Here is a 20,580-nt window from a genome sequence, read left to right on the forward strand (position 1 = left end):
CGGGTCGGGCCCGACGCATCCTCGCGGCTGTCGCCGTGAGGCTGTAAGGATGCAGGCGGCGGAGTTGTTCGAGCGGAAGATCAAGCCGCTGGAGGTCGCCCTGGCGGCTGCGGGGGAGCCGGAAGCCGGCCTACCAGTGGCACCAGCTGTGGCGCGATGGCGGGATGCACGCCCTGGCCTCCCGCGGTCCGAGCGGAGGTCGGCGCCGTCTCTCCCCGCGCCGCCTGGCCAAGCTCGCCGGGTACCTGGAGCAGGGGCCGGCCGCGCACGTCTGGGTGGAGGACCAGGTGTGGACCGCCGCGCGGGAGGCCACAGTGATCGGCAGGAAGTTCCACGTCTCCTACAGCGCCTCGGGCGCCACCCCGGTGGCCTGAGACCGGCGCGGGGTCACTCCGGTCGTGACGGTCAGCGAACGTCGCTCGGGACGCCTCGGCGAGCGTGACTGCATCGGGCTGATCGACGGCGCCCACCAACTCTGAGGGCATCGATCGTGTTGATCTGGCACCGGCTGAACACCCATGTCTCCCGAGCTATGCGGAAGTCGATCGACATCCGCAACCGGCTCAAACGCCTCCGGTACCGGCCCGAGGTCCTTGACGGCTTCACCGCCGGCACCGGACTCACCCTCGACGACTCGGCGTCACCTTGATCAGCCGAAGTCGGTATCGCGTTCACGCTGGAGATGTCGGCGCCCTCGGCGATCTGGTTGGCGTTCGTCAGGATGGCGCACCGTGCGTGACTGCCTTTCGACGCGGTGATGGCGGCCGGCTGTTCGGTGCGGCCGTGCCGTACCTGATTACGGCGATCGAGAAGTGGGGCCAGGGCCTGGCGGTGTGCTGTGGGCGGACCGTCGACATCGCTCTCCGGTCCGGGCCCGGCGGGGCGCGGCGGATCTGTCCGAGGTCGCCGCAAGTCGCACCGTTGTGGGAAGGCTGACCCAGCGGCCTGACGCGCTGACAGACACGGTTTCGCTTTCAATTCCTTACCGCTCCGAGCTTCTTTGTCGCCCTGATCATCGCTAGCGTCTCGTTGGCCGCCCCGCATGCCGGTTCCGCCGGACGGCGATCGCCTGGCCACTCACCTTCACGGTCACAGGCGATCCGTCGTTCCCACAGCCCCACCACACCGGGGCAGGCGGACCCCGCGTGTCGTCCCCCCTCCGGCTCGGTACCACCTGTTGCCACTGTCGCCGCCCCGGCATGGAAGCGGCGGCTCGTTCGTCTGAAGGGAAACCCAGGGTGCGTTTCTTACCCGCCCCGCGGCTTATAGCCTCCGTCGCCACCGTCCTACTCGCCTTCGGTATCGCCGCCTGCGGGAGCGAGGAGGACACTGCGGCGGACAAACCCCACCGCACAGTCACCGCGAGCATCACACCCACCACGGCCCCGGCTCCAAGCCCGACGCCCACGCAAAGTCCCACGCCCACACCACCCCCGACCTCAGCGAACCCGCCGACCACGAGGCCCCCCGCCACCACACGCCCGGCACCAGATCCCACCTCGGCACCTACCACACAGTCCCCCACGCGCCGCGCGACGCCTGCGCCCACAGCCTGGAACGGCGAGTGTGAGATCGTCTCGAACGCGGGAAACTGCTACAACGCAGGCCAGTTCTGCAGGAACGTGGACGTGGGCAGCTCGACACACGCAACGAACGGTCGGATCATCCACTGCCGGAACGAGGGCAGCCGCAACCGCTGGGGCTACTAGGGCGTGTCCGACGGGTCGCGTGACCGAACTGCGCTGGTGTCGTTCCGGCCAGCGTGGGGCGAGGTGATCTGTCGGATCGTGAATGGGCCCGGCTTGAGCCGTACTTGCCGAAGAACACAGGACGGGGCGGGCGGTGGACGTGCCACCGCAAGGTGATCAACGGGATCTTGTTCCGGCAGCGGACCGGTATCCCGTGGCGGGACCTGCCAACGCGGTTCGGGAAGTGGAAGACCTGCCATGACCGGCATCGGAGGTGGTCAGCTGACGGCACGTGGGAACGAGTCCTGCAGGCGGTTCAGGCCGATGCCGACGCGGAGGGCCGCATCGACTGGTCCATGGTCAGCGTCGATTCCACATCCTGCCGCGCCCATCAGCATGCCGCCGGAGCCCACCACCGCCCGGCGCGAATACCCGGCCGACAAAGGCGGCCTGCCCATCACCGGACGGACGAGGCGATCGGCCGCTCACGCGGTGGGCCCACCACCAAGATTCACCTGGCGAGCGATGGCGGCTGCCGTCCGCTGGCCGTCCTGGTCACCCCGGGCCAGTGGGGTGATGCCCCGCAGATGATTCCGGTCCTGGACCGTATCCGTGTCCCGCGCCTGGCCGGAGGGCATCCGAGGACGCGCCCGGACCACGTCTGCGGGGACAAGGCGTACAGTTCCCGCCGCAACCGGCGTTACCTGCGGCGACGGCAGATCCGGCACACAATCCCAGAGCGCCGGGACCAGCGGGCCAACCGCCAACGCCGTGGAAGCCGCGGCGGTCGGCCCACCGGCTTCGACCGGGCCCGCTATGCCCGCAGGAACGAAGTCGAACGAACCGTCAACGCCCTCAAGGGCTTCCGGGCCGTCGCCACCAGATACGACAAGAGAGCGTACGTCTTCCAGGGCACGGTCACCCTCGCCGCGATCCGGCTCTGGCTCCGGTAGGGACCTGCCGGACAGTCCCTAGTCACCTTCGGCGACGATAAATACGCCCGTGACGAGACTCTGGATGGATGTGCGGTCGGATGAGCCGCCATGCGCCGAACCGTCGTCCTCGGTGAGGATCACAGCCCGTGGTCGAAGGCGCGTGCCGCATCGATGGTGTTCAGCAATTTGAACCGGGTCTCGTTGCTCTCGGATGGGCCGATCAGGGCTGCTCCGACGACACTGAGGAACCTCGAGGGGCTACCGAAGGCCGATAGCTTCTGCCTGATCGTGATCGTGTCACCGGTGACCGTCGCCCTTGCCTCATCGTCGGCGGCGAAATTAATCGCGTTCGGGAAGTTGTTGGACTCGACACCGTCGTCGGCGTCAATCCGCCCGGTAAAGGCGCGGACCGCTCCGCCCCTCGAGTATTCGTACGCCGCGAAGTACTCCTGATCCGCCGTTTCGAACCGCACGACGAAGAGCAGTCGGTCGGCAGAGGGGACCTCGTTGACCGCCTCCTCGAATCGCTTCGCATCGCCGACCGACAGCTTAAAGCGGATGTTCGCACCGGCCCTGTCCAATTCGACGCCAGTGAGGTCGGCCCCGGGCAGGTTGGTGCCGCCGCCGATGCGGTTGGGCCATGTGGCGTCGCCGGCGGGATCGGCCATCGGACTCGACGGCACTGGGTCGTTGAACGGGGGTTTCCCGGCGATGAGGCTCGGACCGGTGAGCTGTTTCGCGAAGCGAATGCCGGTGCGGTTGCCGTCGTTGTTGTCATCGCTCCACGTGGTGTACAGACGGCCGTCGGGATCCATGCCCACCCTCATCCAGTTGCGCAGACCTCGGGTACCGCCCGCGGGACAGGTCCCCATTCCGTCGGTGCAGAATCCGCCCGTGTGAACCACGCGATGGTCGATGACCGATTGCGTGAAATCCGGGTTCGAGCTGAGGGCGTTGGCCGAGTGCGCGACGAACGGGTGCCATTCGGCATTGTCCGGCTGAGTATCGGGGATCCCGGAGCCGTTGGTCCCGTAATAGACGATGGCGACGTTGCCCGGTGAGCCGGCGACGACGTTGCTGACGACAGCCGTTTCCGCGGCCCCCGTCGAAACGCGGACGGGGGTACTCCACGTGCTGCCGGGCTTGCCGCCTTGCGTCGGATCATTGGCCGGGTCGGAGATGTTCGACGTACTCATGACGATGTCGGAGCCGCTCTCTGTTCCCCAAACGGCATAGAGATTTCCGGCGGTATCGACGGTCGCCCACGGAAGGGAGAATCCGCGGTAGACACCCCCCGGACCGCAGCCGCCGCATGCCAGGTCGTCCCCGACGTGGTGGGTCTGGAAGGTCTTGGTGCCGTCTGTGGAAACGGCGATGCCGACCCTCGGAGTGTCCTTCGCTAGGGGGTCAAATTCCTCGAACACCTGGTAGATGGTGCCGCGCGCAGGGCTCTGCGCCGACCGGTCCATCACCAATCGTGTCGCACCGCCCGCGCGGTACTTCGGAATCGGATCAACGTTCCACGAGGCCCCGCCGTCCTGTGTGGTCGCGTACTGCACGTCCGGACCCGCCGAAGCCGCCAGCGCCAAGTTGGCCCACTCGAGGTACGCCGTCTGGCCGCCCGGGGAGAGCAACCAGGGCCGGTCCATGCCCCCCGGCACGGTCACCGCGTTGAACGCGGGCCAGGTGTCGCCAGCATTGGAGGACGCGGACGCCGACATGGAGCCGAATCCGGGCACGATTCCCGACAGGTAGACGTTGTCATTGTCAGGAGAGAGCGCAAGGGTGCTGTTGCCCATGCCCGGATCGCCGCAGTGCGGCTGTGAGTTGCTGGTCGGGCAGCTCTCATCGAAGAGCGTCCGGAACGTGTCACCGCGATCGAGCGAACGTGCCACGATATTGGGGAGCGTGATGCTCGTTAGGGGGCGGATCCTGCCCCAGGGGAAGTCGACGAAGACGCGGCCATTGCCCCGCGTGTCCACGTCGACGCCGGGATCCGCTCCCGTCACGCGCTGCAGATCCACCCACGTCGCCGCATTGAACGTGAGCGTGTCCTGCTCCGTGGTGTTCGGCGCCGTATCAATGCCGATGTGACGGTCGGTTGCCGGCCCTGCGTGCCCCACGCCGATGGGTGCGAGGACAAGCGAAAACGCAACGGCACAGAGCACGAGGCGAGCGATTCTTGCCATGAGAGAACCGTCCTTCCTTACCGGGAGGCACCCGGTCACACCGCGACCGGCGGCCCCGTCCACCCCGCTGCACGTCGCCGAAACGGCGACTGGGGTCGGCCGAGCGCACGCACCTGCCGTAGGCCGCTTGGCATGGGCCCGCACGAGCCGACCTCCGATGCCCGTTCTGCCTCCGCCAGCACCGCCGCACCCGCGCGGACGCGTGGGCAGCGTCTCGCCGCTCGATCTCGGAGCACATCCCCCACATGGGGGGCGCCAGCGCGCCCCAGCGGTCGCACGGAGGGGCGTGCGGGCCGTGAGGCCAACTCCGACCTAAGCGCCCGGCTCTCGTGGAGGTTCGCGCCGGCGATGACGACAACGGCAGAGTGCTGGCCGTTCTCGCCTATCTCAGGAGCTGACGGCCACGACCCATCGGACAGGACCTAGGCCCTGTCTGACAAATGGTCACCTGGCAGGTTCACGGGGCCAGAGGATCAGTGCGGCCAGGACGAGCCCGGCGCGGTAGCGGACGGCAAGCTTGTCGAACCGGGTGGTGATCGCCCGGAATTGCTTCAGGCAGGCGAAGCACTGCTCGACCACGTTGCGGTCGCGGTAGGCAACCGCGTCGAAGGCAGGCCGCCTGTCTCCATGTGATCCGCGCCGTCGGCGAGTTGGCCACCTGGTCGCGGCGCTCGGGGCTCGTTGCGGCGATGCCCCGGCGCCGCAGCAGGTGACGGATCGACCTGCTGGACGATCGATAGCGGCAGGCCCCGGCCGTCGTCGGCGAGATGGACCTTGGTGGTCAGTCCGCCTCGGGACCGGCCGATGGCCTGGCGCGCCTGCGAGCAGCTCGGATCCTCCAGTTCCTCCCTGTCAGCCGCCCCCGTTCGCGCTCCTGGGCATGGCCATGCGACGCGCAGGCGGTAACCCCCGCCGACGACGGCAACGCAGGTTGGACCGTGGAGAAGTTGCCCGACGGCAGCCTCGTCCGCACGAAGGTCCACCCGGAGCGTATCGACCGGCTCTCCGTCACCACATCCCGTGCGGACGCCCCCGCCAAGCATGGTGGCGAGCCACTCACGCACACACCATGCATGAGCCCGCCAGGCAGAGGCACCTCATGGTGTTGGCCGTTGTCAGCACACTTTAATTCCGTCGGTGTACCACAACGGGGTGGGAACGTTCTGATATTGATACGGGGCAGTCACATCCCCTAGCCATTCCCACGCGGCGCCGTTCCAGTTGAAGAAGCTGGAGCGCGTACCACTTGTCTGCCTGTCGACGAGCGACCTCAGTTTGTCACTCCATCCATAATCCCAGCCGATATTCACGAATCCGCACCGGAAGAGGTCAAGTCTGCTGCCGGTGCCCAGTACGCCGCTGAACAGGCAGAGGTACCCGTGTCCGCAGGACGGGGGCCAGTCCTCAGCCGAAGCGCCAGAGGCGAGTGTGACCCGCGCGATGACACCATTGCGCAGCTTGATCGTGTGGGAGTCGAGCTGCCTAGCTCCCGGATTCGCCCGCTTCAGAATGTCGAGCTTTTCCTGGAGCTCAGTTCCCCCAGCCGGCTCCTTCGGTGCTGTAGCCGCCGCCGAGCCGGCGGGGGCGACTAGCGCCACGGCCAAGGCCGCTGCCGATATTCCACGCAGCCCGGCCCTGCGCGCCTTTGCTGCCTTCGATTCCATCGGATCCTCCATTGACACGAACGTGTTCAGACGAGTCGGGCGTCTGCTCCCCGGCCTCTCGGTTGACCACCAGCGTGGATCGGCCCCGGCCCGGAAGCCAAGACTCCGTGCGACGATTCGAGGACGCTCGAATCCGTGGGAGCGAGGGCTGGAAATGCTGCAACTCACCGTGGATGCGGAAGGCTTGGCACGGTCGCGGTTCGTGGTCTCACCTCTGCAGCAAGTCGTGGGCACGCTCATGCCCTGGGGGCTCACTCCTAGAGATGACATCGGTCCCTGGCTGGCCCGGGCTCGCCGATCACTGCGCAGAGCAGGGCTGCCCCTGTTGTCCTCACTGGCGCTTGAAGGGCCCGGCTACCTGCCCGACTTCCTCAGCCCCCATCCGACCAGCCCTGCCCCGACGCTCAAGGAGGAACTGGAGCTGGTAGCGGGAACAGCGCCAGAACGGGTCATCGGCGAGCTGGAGTTCACCCGCCGTGGCCTGCCCCAGGTCGGCCTGCCGGGGAGACAGCTGTCGGAGACCCTCCGGCGGGCGATGGCTCGCGGTGGGCATCACGTCGCGAGGCAAGCGGCCACCGAGCTGCAACGCTATTGGCTGCTGGCCTTCGCACCGCACTGGGAGATGGCGAGGTCACTCCTTGAGTCGGAAGTGGACCGGTGCGCGAACATCATCGCCCGGCACGGTGCCAGTGAACTGTTCAATTCCATGCATCCCGCTATCGCCTGGGACAGCGGCGCACTCCGTATTGACAGCCGATTCGCAGGATGCTGGCAAGTACCGCAGGTGGTGATGGTCCCCTCGCTGGTCGCGCGGATTCCCGGGGTGGCCACCGACCTGCTCGCGTCCCACACCCCATGGCCGCCACTCGTCGTCTATCCCATGCCACTGCCGCCGTCCGCCGCGCACACCGCGTCCGGGGAACTCGCACGCCTCGTCGGCTCGACCCGGGCCGGCCTGCTCACCGCCCTGGACCGCCCTGCCAGCACGTCAGAACTGGCCGCACGTCACTTCCTCAGCCCCGCAACCGTCTCGTACCACCTCGGCGTTCTGCGACGCTCGGGGCTCGTCACCTCCGTCCGGGACGGACGCCACGTGCTGTATCGGCGTACGGCACAGGGAACCCGGCTCGCCCAGTCACACGACCCGTCGGACCATGCCTAGGACCATGCCTAGCGGCGCTTGCACACCTGGGGGGCTTCGGTTTTGAGGCCGAGGAGACGGAAGTAGTTCTGGCCGAGCGCGATGCCGCGGAACGCCTCGTCTCCCAGTGCCTTGTTGATGCGGCTGGTGACTTCGAGTTCCTCCTTGTAGACGGCATAGCCCTTGTCCCGTGACGCGACGAAGTCGGTGCCGGGGATGGCGCGGGTGGGGTACGCGTCGAAAAGGGCGGCGTACTGCTGCCGGACGCCCGGTCTGCTGAAGTACCGGTCCTCCAGGACACGCCAGCTGAGGTCGAGCGTCAGGTTCGGATGCCGGTCCAGGAGCTGTTTGACGATGGCGATGTGCTCGGCGGGGTCCATGGCGGACAGTTCCTTGGAGAGCCCCATGTGCGCCCACACGATCTTGTTCCTGGGGTACCGGTTCAGCACCTCGCGGATGAGGGGGAGGTACTTCGTGGGCTCGGCGTCGGTGCCCAGATCCGAGTGGATGGTGATCGGGATACCGCGCCGTTCCAGCTCGCGCATGAACGGCGCCCAGCCCTTGATGTCCGCGAGCGTCGCGGGTTCATGCCCGTTGGGGAGGATGGCGCCCTTGATGAGGTTGACCTCTCCGGCCCAGCGGAAGAGCCCCGGGAACTCCTTGTCGTACAGGGCGATCTGCTGCGGCACAGTCTCCGGGCGGGCGAGGTCGAAGGACGTCATCGCCAGCGTCAGACGCGGATTCTGGGGGCGGGTGCCCACATAGCTCTCGCCGTTGACGATGTCGTTCTTGACGCTCGGCAGCACAGGCGTGCCGGGGCAGTCCAGGTAGTACGTGCAGTCGGAGTCGGCGGGCAGCTTCTGGCCGATGCCGAAGACGTTCGCGTAACGGACACCGCTCCTTCGCAGGTATGCGTTGACCTCATCGAAGGAGATGGCCTCGCCGCCGAAGGGGCGGAAGTGCAGGTGGCTGTCCACCACGGAGGTGTAGGGCTGCCTCGTGCGGTCGAAGCAGGCTTCCTCGGCCACCGCGGCGCCGGCGCCGCCAGGGGAAGCGACGACCGCGGCCGCGACCACGACCGACGCGGGGACACCGAAGCGACGGGACAGAGGGGGCACGTCGAGACACTCCTACGCGGCTCGCTCGCAGGGCACGGCGGCCGTGCGGGCACAGGGGCGGACATCGGGGACGAACACCCTGGATTCTGCGATCCGTCCCTCGGTGCGCCGGGGCGGCCGCGCCGATCGCCCAGGGTTGATCACACGATCAGACCATCAGGCGCGGCCCCGCCGGGCCGTCGGGCCGCGCGGCCGTGGGGCTCAGTCGAGGTGCGCGCAGAGGGCGTCGGTGGAGCCGCGCAGCATGGTCAGCGTCTTGTACCCGGTGGCGCTGACGTCCATCGTGTACGTGCCGTCGACGGTGTAGAGGCCGCGCGGCAGGGTGCCGCCGTCCTCGCCGAAGCCGATCAGCACGGGGCCGCGTACGGTCCAGAACTGGGAACCGTCGGCGCGGTAGTCGACGACGGCGCTGCCGCCGGCGTCCGCGTCGTAGGAGGCGCCAGTCTGTGTGTTGGTCACCCTGACGACCAGGTCGCCCTTGTACGCGACGCGCTTGGCCGTGCCGTCGGGATGGGTCTCCAGCACGCGCCGTCGGACCTCGTCGACGACGGGTTCGCCGTGGACGGGAAAGGCACACCGGGTTCCGGCCGCGGCCGTCCACGGTGCGGACGGCGCGGGCTCCCAACGCGTTCCAGCGGGCGGGGAGGTGGCCAAGGCCGGTGACGCGCCGACGAGGACGGCGACCAGGAGCGGCAGGGCGAGCAGTGTTCGGTGCATGGCTTCTCCAGACGAGGTGGGGTGGGATGTCTTGGGTTGCGGACTTCACCTTCGCCCCGGCCGCTGACCGCATTCTCACCACGCGCGGCCAGGGTGGCGCGATCATGGAGTTCCGGCTACTCGGCCCGTTCGAGGCCCGTCACGAGCAAGAGCGCGTCACGGTGGGCAGCCGCCGCCAGGAGCGGTGCCTGCTGGCCATCCTGTTGCTGGACGCCGGCAGCGTCGTGACCACCGCACGCCTGATCGACCTGCTGTGGGACGGCGCCGCGCCCGCCTCGGCCCGCGGCACCGCGCACACCTACGTCGGCAGGCTGCGGGCCCGCCTCAAGCCGTACGGGCTGCTGATCGAGACCCGCCACGACGGTTACACGATCGACCCCGGCCCGCACACCATCGACGTACGGGAGTACCTCGAGCTCATCGGGCGGGCGGCAGCCACCGCGGACCCCGGGGAGCGGGTACGCGCCTACGACCAGGCGCTGGCGCTGTGGCGCGGCCCGCTGCTCACCGACCTGATCGACGACCGGCTGCGCGGCCGGCTCGCCGAGCTGCGCCTGTCCGCCCTGGAACGGCGGGCCGAGGCCCAGCTCACCATGGGCCTGCATGAACGTGTGCTGACGGACCTGACACCGCTGGCGGGTCGGCTTCCCGTCCGCGAGCGGCTCGTCGTCGCCCAGATGACCGCGCTCTACCGCGCCGGCCGCAAGGCCGACGCCCTTGAGCTGTACCGGCGCACGCGCCAAGCGCTGGTGGGCGAGTTGGGCATCGAACCGGGTGGCGAGCTGACGGAGCTCCACGACCACATCCTGCGCGCCGACCCCCGGCTGGACCGGCCGCCGGCACCGCTGTACGCGGTACGGGTCGGGGAGGAATGGCTGCCGTGGACCACCAGCGGCCACCCCGCCCTGGAGTTCTGCAACACCTACGCGGGCTGGCACGCCCGGGCCTGCCCGGCTCCGACTGGCTACGCGCATACTCCACCCTCGCGGTCTGGGCCGGCCACCTGGACCTGGCGGACGAGCCGCTGGTCGCCCAGCTGCTCCAGCAGGCCCACCGACACCCCGCCCAAGCAGCCGCCGCGCTGGAGGAGGCCCGGCACTTCCGCACCGACCTGTACGCCTGCCTGACCGATCCACACGACGCCCGCGCGTTCAACGCCGTCGCCGCCGTCGCGCAGGACGCCGCGAGATCGGCGGTCTTCACCCACGCCGACGACGGCCTGGGCCACTGGCGCCTGCCTCCCTCCGCCGGCCTGCGCCTCCCCCTCCTGGCCACCGCCCGCAGCGCCGCCGAAGTCCTGGCGGACCCGCAACGCTTCACCATCCGCGCCTGTCCCAGCCCGGACTGCGGCTGGCTCTTCCTGAACAGCAGCGGCCGCCGCCGCTGGTGCAGCCTGGCCACCTGCGGCAGCCACCAGAAACCACCCGGCCCCCAGGGCTGAGCCCACTGCTGTCCGATACGCCGCCGACGTACCCGCCTTCAGCTTGACCTGAAGTCAAGTTGATGTTCTAGCGTGCAGCAGACGTGATCAACGGCTGACGACAGGAGAAACAACGATGATTCTTGTGACCGGTGCCACCGGGAACATCGGGAGCGCTCTGCTGCGGCAGCTGCACGAGACCGGAACCGCATCCGTGCGAGGCCTGACCCGTGACGCTGCCCGAGCCTCGTTCCCCGATGGGGTCGAAGCTGTCGAGGGCGACCTGGCCCGGGCGGCGTCATTGAAGCCGGCGCTGGACGGGGTGCGTTCGCTGTTCCTCGTGTCGGGCATGGGCGCGGACGCGGACGTCATCGCGGCCGCCCGGCGTGCAGGTGTGGAGCATGTGGTTCTCGTGTCATCCATCACCGTCCGGACCCATCCGCACCTGCCTGCCGCAGTTGAGAAACTGGCGGTCGAGCGGCTGCTCAAGGACAGCGGCATGTCGTGGACAATCCTGCGGCCGACACAGTTCGCCTCGAACTCCCTGTGGTGGGCGGCGTCGATTCGCGAGCACCGATCGGTCCGAGTGCCGTATGCGGACGTCGGACTTCCCGCCATCCACCCCGCCGACATTGCGGCGGTGGCCCGGGTGGCGCTGACCGAGCCGGGTCACCGAGAGCGGACGTATGCCCTCACCGGGCCGGTACGAGTCACGCCCCGGCAGCAGATCGAAGCCATCGGGGCAGCCCTGGGGGAAGCGGTGTCCGTCGAAGGGGTCAGTCGGGATGAGGCCCACCGGCAGATGGCTTCCTTCATGGGAGAGCAGACCGCAGACGCGGTGCTCGACCTGATGGGTGGGGATGTCAACGACGAGCTGCTCAGGGTGCGCGACACGGTATCGCAGGTCACCGGCTCCCCTGCCCGATCATTCCAGCAGTGGGCCTCGGAGAACGCCGCCGCGTTCCGCTGACACCGGAATCCGGGTCGTTCGCCTGGGCCGCACCGGCATCGTGCCCGCGCCACCGCCTCGTCTCACAGGGGTGCCTGATCCCTCTTGACCACATGTTGCGACGGGTGGAAGCCGGCGAGACGCTGGAAGCGGCTCCTATCGGGTTCACAACGGCGTCAGGCATCTGAGGCATGTCCCCGCTCAGCGGGCTATGGCGTGCCTCTGGTCTTCCAGCATTGAGTCACGCCGCCGCTTCATTTGAACCTTTGAATGTGGGCCAAAGGGAAAAGGGAGGAGAGATCCATGACGGCCACCGTCAGACTCGTCCGCCTCAGCTGCGAGGAAACAGAAGACAGCGGCGACGACGAGATCCGCATGAACTACAACGGCGAAGTAGTGCTCTTCGCCACCATGAACGCCGGTGACGGCACAAACCTCAACGTCGACCGCCGCATCGACGGAGAGGCAGTGGTTGACCTGCAGGAGGAGGACTTTCCGGACGACGATGACTTCCTCGGGAGGATCGTCATCCGCGAGTCGGAGAAGGGTCAGGGCACAAGGCATCAGGCCTTCACCCTGGACGAGGCTCACTACACCCTGTTCTACGAGGTGCGGTAGCCGAAGCTGACCATCTGCCAGCTCAAACCCCGAAATTCACAGCACGGCAGCGATCGCATGCACCGTGACACTGGACGCCGGAGTACCCCTGGTGAGGGCGCCGGTGCCTGCGAATACGCGCTTCGCTGGCTGGACTTCGGAAGCGATCGTTCCGCTCTTCGTTGTCACTGAGGAGCGGGACGATCGCACCGCGCGGCGCCGACGAGCAGACGCAGGCGGCCGCTCCGGCGCCCCGGTGCCGGTGCCGGTGCCGGTGCCGACGCCTGCTCAGCGGGCCAGGAGTTTGCGGAGCTCCACAGTAATTTGCTCGGGGGCTTCTTCGGCCATGAAGTGGCCGCCGCCGACGGTCGTGTGTGCCAGCTCCGGTGCCCAGGCGGACCAGAGCGCTCGGGCGTCGAAGCCGAGGAAGGCGCCCCAGTCCTGCTGCAGGACGGTGACTGGCATCCGCAGCCGGTTGCCCGCGTCGCGGTCGGCCTGGTCGTGGTCGACGTCGATGGCGGCGGAGGCGCGGTAGTCGGCCACGATCGAGGGCACGGCGTCGCGGCAGGCATCCAGATAAGCGGCGCGGACGTCGGGGGTGATGGCGTCGGGGTTCTGGGACCAGATGTCGAGGAAGTGGCCGAAGAAGGCGTCTGGGGCAGCACTGATCAACTGCTCGGGCAGGCCCGGAGGCTGAGCCATCAGGTAGAGGTGGAACCCGATGGCGGCGCTGGTGCCGCGCATCACCTGCCACATGTCCAGGGTCGGGAGTACGTCCAGGCAGGCCAGGTGGGTAATGGTGGCGGGATGGTCGAGTCCGGCACGGAACGCGACCAGGGCCCCGCGGTCGTGGCCGGCCAGGGCGAACCGCTCATGGCCGAGGGCACGGGCCAGGGTGACGATGTCGGCGGCCATGGTGCGCTTGGAGTACGCGGCCCCGTCGGTGTCGGCGGGCTTGTCGCTGGCGCCGTAGCCGCGCAGGTCGGGGCAGATGACGGTGTGGTCCGCCGCGAGGTCGGCGGCCACGCGCCGCCACATCAGGTGCGTCTGCGGGAAGCCGTGCAGGAGGACGAGCGGGCGGCCCGAGCCACCCACTGCGACGTTGAGGGCGACGCCGTCGGCGACGTGGATGCGCTGGTAGTCGAAGCCGGGGATGGTCGGTGCCACGGTGTGCTGCTTTCGTCAGATGCGGAAAGGCCTGCCGGCCGGCGGACACCACCGAGCCTGCCGCGCGCGAATCAGCATCGGATCAGCGCGTACCGTGGCGGGCGAGGCAAGGGGAAGGCGGTGATGATGGAGCGGATCACTTTCGGTGTGCTCGGGCCGGTGACGGCCTGGGACGACGCCGGTGGCGTTCTGGGGCTGAAGGGACCGCGGCACCGGGCGGTGCTCGCCCGGCTGATCATGGCCCGCCGGCGCGTGGTCCCGGTCGCCCGCCTGGTGGAGGATCTGTGGGACGAGCCCGGGCCAGGCGCGGTGGGTGCCGTGCAGACCTTCGTCGCCGCGCTGCGCCGCGTCCTGGAGCCGGACCGCCCGGCCCGGACCCCGGCCCGCCTGCTGATCACGGAAGGCCCTGGCTATGCGCTGCGGGCGGCGCCGGACGCCGTGGATGCCTGGCGGTTCGAGGCGGCCGTCGGGTCCGCCTCGAAGCTGCCCCCCGCGCAGGCCCTGAAGCAGTTGGAGGGGGCGCTGGAGTTGTGGCGGGGCCCGGCCTACTCCGAGTTCGCCCAGGAGGACTGGGCCCGTGGTGAGCGTTCCCGCCTGGCCGAGCTGCGGCTCCAGGCAGTGGAACACCTGGCAGGCGCTCGGCTGGCCCTGGGGCTGGCCGCCGAGACGGTTCCGGACCTGGATGCCCACCTGGCCGAGCATCCCTGGCGCGAGGATGCCTGGCGGCTGCTGGCCCTGGCGCTGTACCGCGCCGGCCGCCAGGCGGACGCGCTCGCCGTCCTGCGCCGGGCCCGGGCCATGCTGGCCGACGAGCTGGGCGTGGATCCGGGCCCGCGGATGCGTCGCATGGAGACGGACATCCTCACTCAGGATCCACGCCTCGACCTTCCCGTCGAACCGTCGACGGCGGCGGCCCGGCTGTGGACGCGGGCGGCCGCGGCCTACGACCGCACCGTCGCGGCAGGCTCCCGGGCCCGGCTGGAGTCGACGATCGGCCTGATCCGCGACCTCGCGCTGACCGGGGGCGACGGTCTTCGATCGGCCCAGGAGCACCGCCTGGCGGCTGTCGCCGCGGCCGAGGAGTTCGGCGACCCGGAACTGACCGCCCGGGTCATCGGTGCCTACGACGTCCCCGCGATCTGGACCCGTAGCGACGACCCGGAGCAGGCGCGGCGGATCGTCGCGGCCGCCGAGCGGACCCTGGCCGCCCTGCCGGGCGGCGCCTCCCACGAGGCGGCGCGCTGCCGTCTGCTGGCCACCATCGCACTGGAGATGCGCGGCACCCGATCCCCGCGCGGCCCGCAGGCCGCACACGAGGCCGAACAGATCGCCCGAAGCCTGGACGATCCCACGCTGCTGGCGTTCGCCCTCAACGGGCTGTTCATGCAGTCCTGCACCCGAGCCGGTCTCGCGCGGCGGCGGGACGCGATCGGCGAGGAACTGGTCGCGCTGTCCACCCGGCATGCCCTGGGCACCTTCGAAGTGCTCGGCCACCTCATCCACGTACAGGCGCGCAGCGCGCTCGGCGACTTCCCTGCGGCGGACGAACACGCGGCCGCCGCCGACCAGCTGGCGGAACGCCACGAACGGCCACTGGTGGGCGTCTTCACCCAGTGGTACCGCGCGCTGCGACTGGCTGCCGCCGGGCGGATCCCCCAGGCGCAGGCCGCATGCCGGGCCGCCGCCGCGCGGCTGGACGGCGCCGGCATGCCCGGCGTCGAGCAGGGCCTGCCGCCCCTCGCGGAGCTGTGCATGGGCCTGGCCGGCGGAAGCCCGTCCGCGCGGGAGGCAGCCCAACACGTCGCCCCGGACGCGGACTGGGGCCCGTACCTGCCCTGGGCCGAACCCTTCATCCTGCTGCGCACCGGCCGCGACGCCGAGGCCCATGCCCGGCTGCGCGCCTTGCCGGAGCCGCCCGCGGACCTGCTGTACGAGGCACTGTGCTGTCTGCAGGCCGCGGTCGCACTGGAGCTCGGTGACCGGCCCGTGCTGGAGCAGCTTCACGCCCGGCTGCTGCCGGCTGCGGGCGAACTCGCGGGCGCGGGCAGCGGCCTGATCACCCTCGGCCCCGTAGACCGCTGGCTCACCACCATCTCCGATGCCCTCAACTGACGTCCCGAACTTGTCCTACGACTCACGCCGCCCAGACACCAGACCGTGCCGTACGCGGCGAGCGGCAACCCGTCGCGGGACGAACGGTGAATCAGACAGGACCACCTGGGACAGCAGGGGATGACCTGAGGCGGGACAGCAGGCCAGTGGAGACGGGCCGGTCCGGGCCGCGCGGCAGCCCGCCGAGCCGGACCCCGTGGTGGGCGACTTCCTGACGCCGGGGCTGCGCGTGCCGAGCCACGACCAGCTCGATGGCCGGATGGTGCCCTGGACGCAGCCGATCGTCCTCGGCGGCGAGGTCGTCGCCTGTGCCGAGTGCGGCACGTTCCGGGACTGGCTCATCCTCTCGTCCCGTGACCAGATCTGGCTGCGCTGGCGCCATGGGCACCAGCAGCACGAGACGCATCTCGGCACCGCCTGGTGCAACCGTCTCGCCCACCCCGCGGACACGACGCACGCCACGTTCGAGGACTGCCTGCGGCGACTCGGCCACTGACCCACCACTCCTACGACCACCGGGCCCACGGGTCCGCCCTGTCCAACCGTCACCCAGCGCCAAGGGATCGGATCAAGGCGTCGTCGGCCAGCGAAGGCACGGCACACGAACGAAGGACCATCAGCGAGTCTTCCAACGCCGCCACCATGGCAAAGGCAAACCGGTCGAGCTCAAGACAGAGTGCAACGTCATCAGGATGCACTCCCTGACGCACACCCTCCGCAAGCTCGGCAGCGGCGCGCGACTCGGCAGCACGGCGGAGGAACTCAGCAGCATCCGTCCCAGCCTCGGTGGCCCTCCGAGCGATGTATTGAGCACACGCCAGATCTTCCTCGGCCTGTCCATCCTCGCCAGTGACCACGAACATGACGCTGTCACTTCTGCGTGTCCGCAAGAGCTGAGCCGTTGCCTCCGCCACCACGAAGCTGGCGCACAGCACCAGCGACGCCTCCTTGACCGCAAGGGCGCCGACCGTCCCTGCCGTGGTCTTCTGCACAACGGTCCGTCCGCCAAGGTCAATAGACCGCAGCAGGCCCGGGGAGTTGACGGTGTCGAACCCGGGCGCGGGCGGACCGTCTTTGAGCGCCAGCCAATCCGGGTGGCGGGCCTTGAGCGCCAGAGCTTCGTCCAGCGACTCAGCAAGAACGATCTTTTCCGCCCCCTGGGCAAAGGCCCAGGCAGCCACGGTGAAGGCGCGCATGACGTCGACCACGACCGCCACGGACGGGGCTTCGACCAGCTCAGCGATGCCAAGGAAACGAGCGTCCATGCCGATCATGATCGCGCATGCCCGACCCGAATCACCCGGAGAGCGACACACGTCACATCGGCGGTCTCGGAATGCAACACCTTCGGCTGCCTGCGTCGCGAAAGTGATCCGCAGCGACACGCCTGCTCATTCGCCACACGGGAGCACCCGCACACGGCCTCTTCGGGACGGCGCACGCCGATCCGGAGCACGCGAACCTGGCTGCCAGCTCTCGGGCGGCTCAACGACTGCGGATGGACAAGGGGAACCTTCGGTGAAGTGGAATCTGCGGATGGTGGCAGCGCAGCGGGACCTGTGGCGGCCGACCGAGGTGCTGGCCGCGTTCCAACAGGTGGGGTTCAACCCCTCGCTGAGTAAGGTCGCCGCGCTGTGGGGCGGGAAGCCGGTCACCGTCCAGTTGGACCGGGACATGATGTGCGCTGCGTTGAACTGCACGTCGCGGACCTGCTCCAGGCCGAGCCACTCGCCGGGGCCCAAGAGGCGCGTCTGTGAAACGGCTCGTCCCTAAGCGACCGTGAGCACGATCTTGTCTTGGATGTGCCCTCGGGTGGCGCGTTCGTGCGCCGCTCGGGCATCCGCGAGCGGAAACGTGCTGTCTATCGCGATGCGGACCGTGCTCGCGTCGAGCAGGTGTCCCAGTTCAGCAAGCTGCGCGCCGTTCGAGCGGACCTGGGTGCCCGAGACCGTGACGGCCGGCTTCGCGGTCTCCTCGTCGTCGTAGTCGCCGAAGAACACTGGATACAGGGCGCCGCCGCGCTTGAGCATGCGCAGAAAGCGACTGCTCTCGCGACCACCGACGGTGTCGAGAACGAGGTCGACATCGTGCACGAGTTCCTCGGCAAGGCTCTTGGTGTAGTCGATGAACTGGTCGGCGCCGAGCTCGCTCAGGAACGATTCATGGCCGCCCGATGCCACCGCGATGACACGTGCGCCCTTCCATTTCGCCAGCTGCACTGCGAAGTGCCCCACGCCGCCCGCGGCGCCGTTGATGAGCACCGTCGTGTCGGCGTCGAGTGCCATCGGGCGATGCTGCGCCGCTTGGAAGGGCGACGGGTGATCGTGTCCGAGCTCGATCAGGAACTGCCACGCCGCCAGCCCGGCCATGGGCGCCCCGGCAGCGTGCACGTGATGGATGCCGGCCGGCTTGCGTGCGAGATCCGACGCAGGCGCGGCCACGTACTCGGCATATGCGCTGCCATCGAAGCTGGGAAAGCGAAGGAGACCGAAAACTTCGTCACCGACGGAGAGGCCGTCCACACCCGCGGCGACGGCCTAGACGACGCCCGACACGTCCGTCCCCGGAATCACGGGCAAGCTGAACTTCGGCCTCGTCTCCGGAGGCAGGTTGGTCAGCCCGTCGCGCAGGTACCAGTCCGGAGGATTGACGCCGACCGCGTGCACGCGAACGAGCACCTCACCCGGCCCCGGCTCGGGAATCGGCACCTCGTCGTAACGCAGAACCTCAGGGCCGCCGTGCTCATGCACCCGGATCGCCCTCATCGTATGGGTCGGCATCATTTTCTCCTGCCCGCGCCGCGGGATACGCCGGATAGTCAAGAGGGACAGATGCGGGCCGACGCCAGGAAGAACCGTGACCACCTATTCGTCGTTGCGGGCGCCGTCATCATCGAGCAAGGCGTCGAGGCATCGATGCGCGACATCGCACACAGGGCCGGCGTGGGGCTCGCCACGCTGCTCCGTCACTTCCCGACGCGCGAGGCGCTGCTCGAAGCTCTGCTCCGCACAAGCCCTCGTCCGCGCCACGCGCCGATCACCTCTTCGACGTTGTCGCAAGCGCGATCCTGACCAGCGCAGCGAGCAGCGATGCCGAGGAAAGACGCCGCCCTCGCGCCCGCAGCTGAAATCGTCGCGCACGCGGACCGGCGCACAAGCCGATCAGCGCCCTGGTCGGCTCGCACCGGGAAGCGTGCCGCTGATCGTCTCCGGCTCGCCGGCCCCGCGTTCTGACACCGGGGCGTGCACCCCTGAGTTCCGGCATCGGAGCAACACGAAGCCCGGCCTCCCCATTCGGGAAGCCGGGCTTCGTGGCGTCGACGCAGCCGCCAAGACGCAGCGGCCAACATGACTCAAACCAGTTCGGGTTGCCGTTCCGGTTGCCGCATTGGTGCGGCCTTCGGTTCCCACAGTTTGGTGGTCCGTACGTAGCCGTAAACCACTGAGATCATCGCCAGAATGAGAAGTGGTCCGAACACCCACGGATGCTCGGCCATCTCCATCGACAGATAGCGATACGACACCAAGAGCGCAGCGAAGACCGCTGTGCCGTAAGCGACCAGCTGGATTCCTGCCCGATCCCAGCCACGGTCGAGCGCGCGCAGCGCTGCCTCGATCGTGAGCGTGAACACCACGCCGGCAACCAGATCCGCGCCGTAGTGGTAGCCGAAGCCCAGCGTTGCGGCGAGCGTGGCAATCAACCAGAACGTGCCTGCGAATCGCAGAATCCTTGGGGCCTTGCGGGTATGAATGAAGATCGCGACAGCCCACGCCGTGTGCAGGCTGGGCATGCAGTTGCGAGGGGTGATCTCGTCGAATGGCATCTGGTGCGGGGTAGCGATCGGAGGCGGCGTGTCCGGCCACAGGTTGGCCAACATCCATTGCTCGCCGCCGGTGCCGAAGGCGCCGGTGTCGTAGGCGAAGATCGGTCCGACCACCGGGAAGATCATATAGATGCCCGGCCCGAGGAGGCCGATCACCAAAAAGGTGCGCACCAGATAATGACCCGGGAAGCGGCGCTCGACCGCCACGTTACGCAGCTGGTACAGCGCGACGACGACCGCGGCCACCGCGAGTTGACCGTAGACGAAGTCGAGAGTATGGGTGCCGATCGGGCCGGTGGCTTTGACAATCCGGCCTGCCAGCCACGACGGGTTGCCCAGCGCGTGATCGGCGGTTGCCACGTACTGGTCGAGCACCTGCGGGCGGGTCTTCGACGTGATGAGTAGCCAGGTATCGCCGGTCTTGCGGCCGGCCACCAGCACCAGGCCCAGCCCGACACCCTTCAGCAGCAGGACACGTTCCCGGCCGGTGCGGCGCGTGACAGCGATGACCCCATAGCCCAAAATCACCCACAACGCGCCGTTGCCGAAGGTGTGGCCCTCGCCCACCTCGGCGTCGACCGCCCACCGCACCAGCACGAAGACGACGTCGATGCCGATCGCGACACCAGCCGCGATGAACCGTTCCCGCCAGGTGAGCACCACCATCACCAACGCCATGCTGGCGTACAACAGCGGCCCCGACTTGGGGGCGAATATCACCTCTTTCGCCTGGTTGGTGATCGGCCCCGGTACGCCGTATCGTCGTGCGGCGATCTCCAGCGCGACGAGGAATCCGAGGGTCACCACACCCGCCGCGGCCCACAGCATCACCCGTGGTTGACGCCACGCGGCGAACGTCATTCTGTTGTTTATTCGCGAAAGCACCCGCGTTGCTATAGGTATCAATTGTTTGGCCGATTTGTTAGGTGTTGGTTAAATAGGTCACTCTTCGTGCCGGATGGCATGGTTTTCCGGTGAAGGACGGACGATGAGGGCGCTCGTCGTGAGCCCGATCATGTTATCGGAGCGGTGCGGGTGGCTTCGCTGGATCAGCGATCAG

13 protein-coding genes and 7 pseudogenes are annotated in these 20,580 nt (G+C 68.7%); 11 read left to right on the top strand and 9 right to left on the bottom strand.

From position 1 onward, the window contains the following. Position 1: 1 nt before the first annotated feature. Positions 2-649, top strand: a pseudogene (locus ACQUSR_RS00500) (IS630 family transposase); the annotation flags it as partial. Positions 650-1,762: 1,113 nt separating this feature from the next. Then, complete coding sequence (locus tag ACQUSR_RS00505; RefSeq protein WP_304465194.1) at positions 1,763-2,641, top strand: IS5 family transposase; 879 nt, start codon at positions 1,763-1,765, stop codon at positions 2,639-2,641. 119 nt (positions 2,642-2,760) lie between these two features. Here the strand turns inward: ACQUSR_RS00505 and ACQUSR_RS00510 are convergent, their stop codons facing one another. From ACQUSR_RS00510 to ACQUSR_RS00520, 3 genes and pseudogenes are all read right to left on the bottom strand, one after another. After that, positions 2,761-4,812 carry a hypothetical protein gene (locus ACQUSR_RS00510; protein ID WP_431040516.1) on the bottom strand — a complete coding sequence of 684 codons (2,052 nt, stop codon included), beginning with the start codon at positions 4,810-4,812 and terminating at the stop codon, positions 2,761-2,763. 422 nt (positions 4,813-5,234) lie between these two features. After that, positions 5,235-5,687, bottom strand: a pseudogene (locus ACQUSR_RS00515) (IS5/IS1182 family transposase); the annotation flags it as partial. A 240-nt stretch (positions 5,688-5,927) separates the two neighbouring features. Then, positions 5,928-6,476 carry a hypothetical protein gene (locus tag ACQUSR_RS00520; protein ID WP_431040517.1) on the bottom strand — a complete coding sequence of 183 codons (549 nt, stop codon included), beginning with the start codon at positions 6,474-6,476 and terminating at the stop codon, positions 5,928-5,930. A gap of 154 nt (positions 6,477-6,630) precedes the next feature. Here ACQUSR_RS00520 and ACQUSR_RS00525 point away from each other — a divergent pair, with 154 nt between their 5' ends. After that, a complete protein-coding gene (locus ACQUSR_RS00525; RefSeq protein WP_431040518.1) occupies positions 6,631-7,638 on the top strand; it encodes a helix-turn-helix domain-containing protein in 1,008 nt (335 codons plus the stop codon). A gap of 8 nt (positions 7,639-7,646) precedes the next feature. On the opposite strand, the gene ACQUSR_RS00530 is transcribed toward ACQUSR_RS00525, so the two are convergent. Next, positions 7,647-8,735: an amidohydrolase family protein gene (locus ACQUSR_RS00530; protein WP_431040519.1), complete on the bottom strand. Its 1,089-nt coding sequence runs from the start codon at positions 8,733-8,735 to the stop codon at positions 7,647-7,649. A 201-nt stretch (positions 8,736-8,936) separates the two neighbouring features. After that, positions 8,937-9,452 (bottom strand): hypothetical protein, encoded by a 516-nt coding sequence (locus ACQUSR_RS00535; RefSeq protein WP_431040520.1) that lies wholly within the window; start codon positions 9,450-9,452, stop codon positions 8,937-8,939. Between the two features lie 104 nt (positions 9,453-9,556). Here ACQUSR_RS00535 and ACQUSR_RS00540 point away from each other — a divergent pair. From ACQUSR_RS00540 to ACQUSR_RS00555, 4 genes and pseudogenes are all read left to right on the top strand, one after another. Then, positions 9,557-10,201: pseudogene (locus ACQUSR_RS00540) on the top strand (AfsR/SARP family transcriptional regulator); the annotation flags it as partial. A 122-nt stretch (positions 10,202-10,323) separates the two neighbouring features. Further along, positions 10,324-10,893 (top strand): CGNR zinc finger domain-containing protein, encoded by a 570-nt coding sequence (locus ACQUSR_RS00545; RefSeq protein ID WP_431040521.1) that lies wholly within the window; start codon positions 10,324-10,326, stop codon positions 10,891-10,893. A gap of 115 nt (positions 10,894-11,008) precedes the next feature. Beyond that, entirely contained in the window at positions 11,009-11,842 is an 834-nt protein-coding gene (locus ACQUSR_RS00550; protein WP_431040522.1) for an SDR family oxidoreductase, read from the top strand. 282 nt (positions 11,843-12,124) lie between these two features. After that, positions 12,125-12,439 (top strand): hypothetical protein, encoded by a 315-nt coding sequence (locus ACQUSR_RS00555; RefSeq protein WP_431040523.1) that lies wholly within the window; start codon positions 12,125-12,127, stop codon positions 12,437-12,439. 267 nt (positions 12,440-12,706) lie between these two features. Here the strand turns inward: ACQUSR_RS00555 and ACQUSR_RS00560 are convergent, their stop codons facing one another. After that, entirely contained in the window at positions 12,707-13,585 is an 879-nt protein-coding gene (locus ACQUSR_RS00560; RefSeq protein WP_431040524.1) for an alpha/beta fold hydrolase, read from the bottom strand. A gap of 126 nt (positions 13,586-13,711) precedes the next feature. Between ACQUSR_RS00560 and ACQUSR_RS00565 the strand changes: the two genes are divergently transcribed. Together ACQUSR_RS00565 and ACQUSR_RS00570 are read left to right on the top strand one after the other, a co-directional pair. Further along, positions 13,712-15,697 (top strand): BTAD domain-containing putative transcriptional regulator, encoded by a 1,986-nt coding sequence (locus ACQUSR_RS00565; RefSeq protein WP_431047297.1) that lies wholly within the window; start codon positions 13,712-13,714, stop codon positions 15,695-15,697. A 175-nt stretch (positions 15,698-15,872) separates the two neighbouring features. Further along, a pseudogene (locus ACQUSR_RS00570) lies at positions 15,873-16,193 on the top strand (hypothetical protein); the annotation flags it as partial. A 49-nt stretch (positions 16,194-16,242) separates the two neighbouring features. On the opposite strand, the gene ACQUSR_RS00575 reads toward ACQUSR_RS00570, so the two are convergent. Beyond that, positions 16,243-16,962, bottom strand: a complete 720-nt coding sequence (locus tag ACQUSR_RS00575) for a 2-phosphosulfolactate phosphatase (protein WP_431040525.1) — start codon at positions 16,960-16,962, stop codon at positions 16,243-16,245. A gap of 271 nt (positions 16,963-17,233) precedes the next feature. Between ACQUSR_RS00575 and ACQUSR_RS00580 the strand changes: the two are divergent. Continuing rightward, positions 17,234-17,445, top strand: a pseudogene (locus ACQUSR_RS00580) (helix-turn-helix domain-containing protein); the annotation flags it as partial. Between the two features lie 21 nt (positions 17,446-17,466). Here the strand turns inward: ACQUSR_RS00580 and ACQUSR_RS00585 are convergent. After that, positions 17,467-18,477: pseudogene (locus ACQUSR_RS00585) on the bottom strand (NADP-dependent oxidoreductase). 51 nt (positions 18,478-18,528) lie between these two features. Between ACQUSR_RS00585 and ACQUSR_RS00590 the strand changes: the two are divergent. Further along, positions 18,529-18,711: pseudogene (locus ACQUSR_RS00590) on the top strand (helix-turn-helix domain-containing protein); the annotation flags it as partial. A 338-nt stretch (positions 18,712-19,049) separates the two neighbouring features. Here ACQUSR_RS00590 and ACQUSR_RS00595 read toward each other — a convergent pair. Next, the gene (locus tag ACQUSR_RS00595; protein ID WP_431040526.1) at positions 19,050-20,381 is read right to left on the bottom strand and encodes a phosphatase PAP2 family protein; all 1,332 of its coding nucleotides are present in this window, start codon (positions 20,379-20,381) and stop codon (positions 19,050-19,052) included. Positions 20,382-20,580: the final 199 nt, after the last annotated feature.

Origin of the sequence: Streptomyces sp. P1-3 (assembly GCF_050613155.1) — a bacterium.
In the GTDB taxonomy this organism is placed as follows: domain Bacteria; phylum Actinomycetota; class Actinomycetes; order Streptomycetales; family Streptomycetaceae; genus Streptomyces.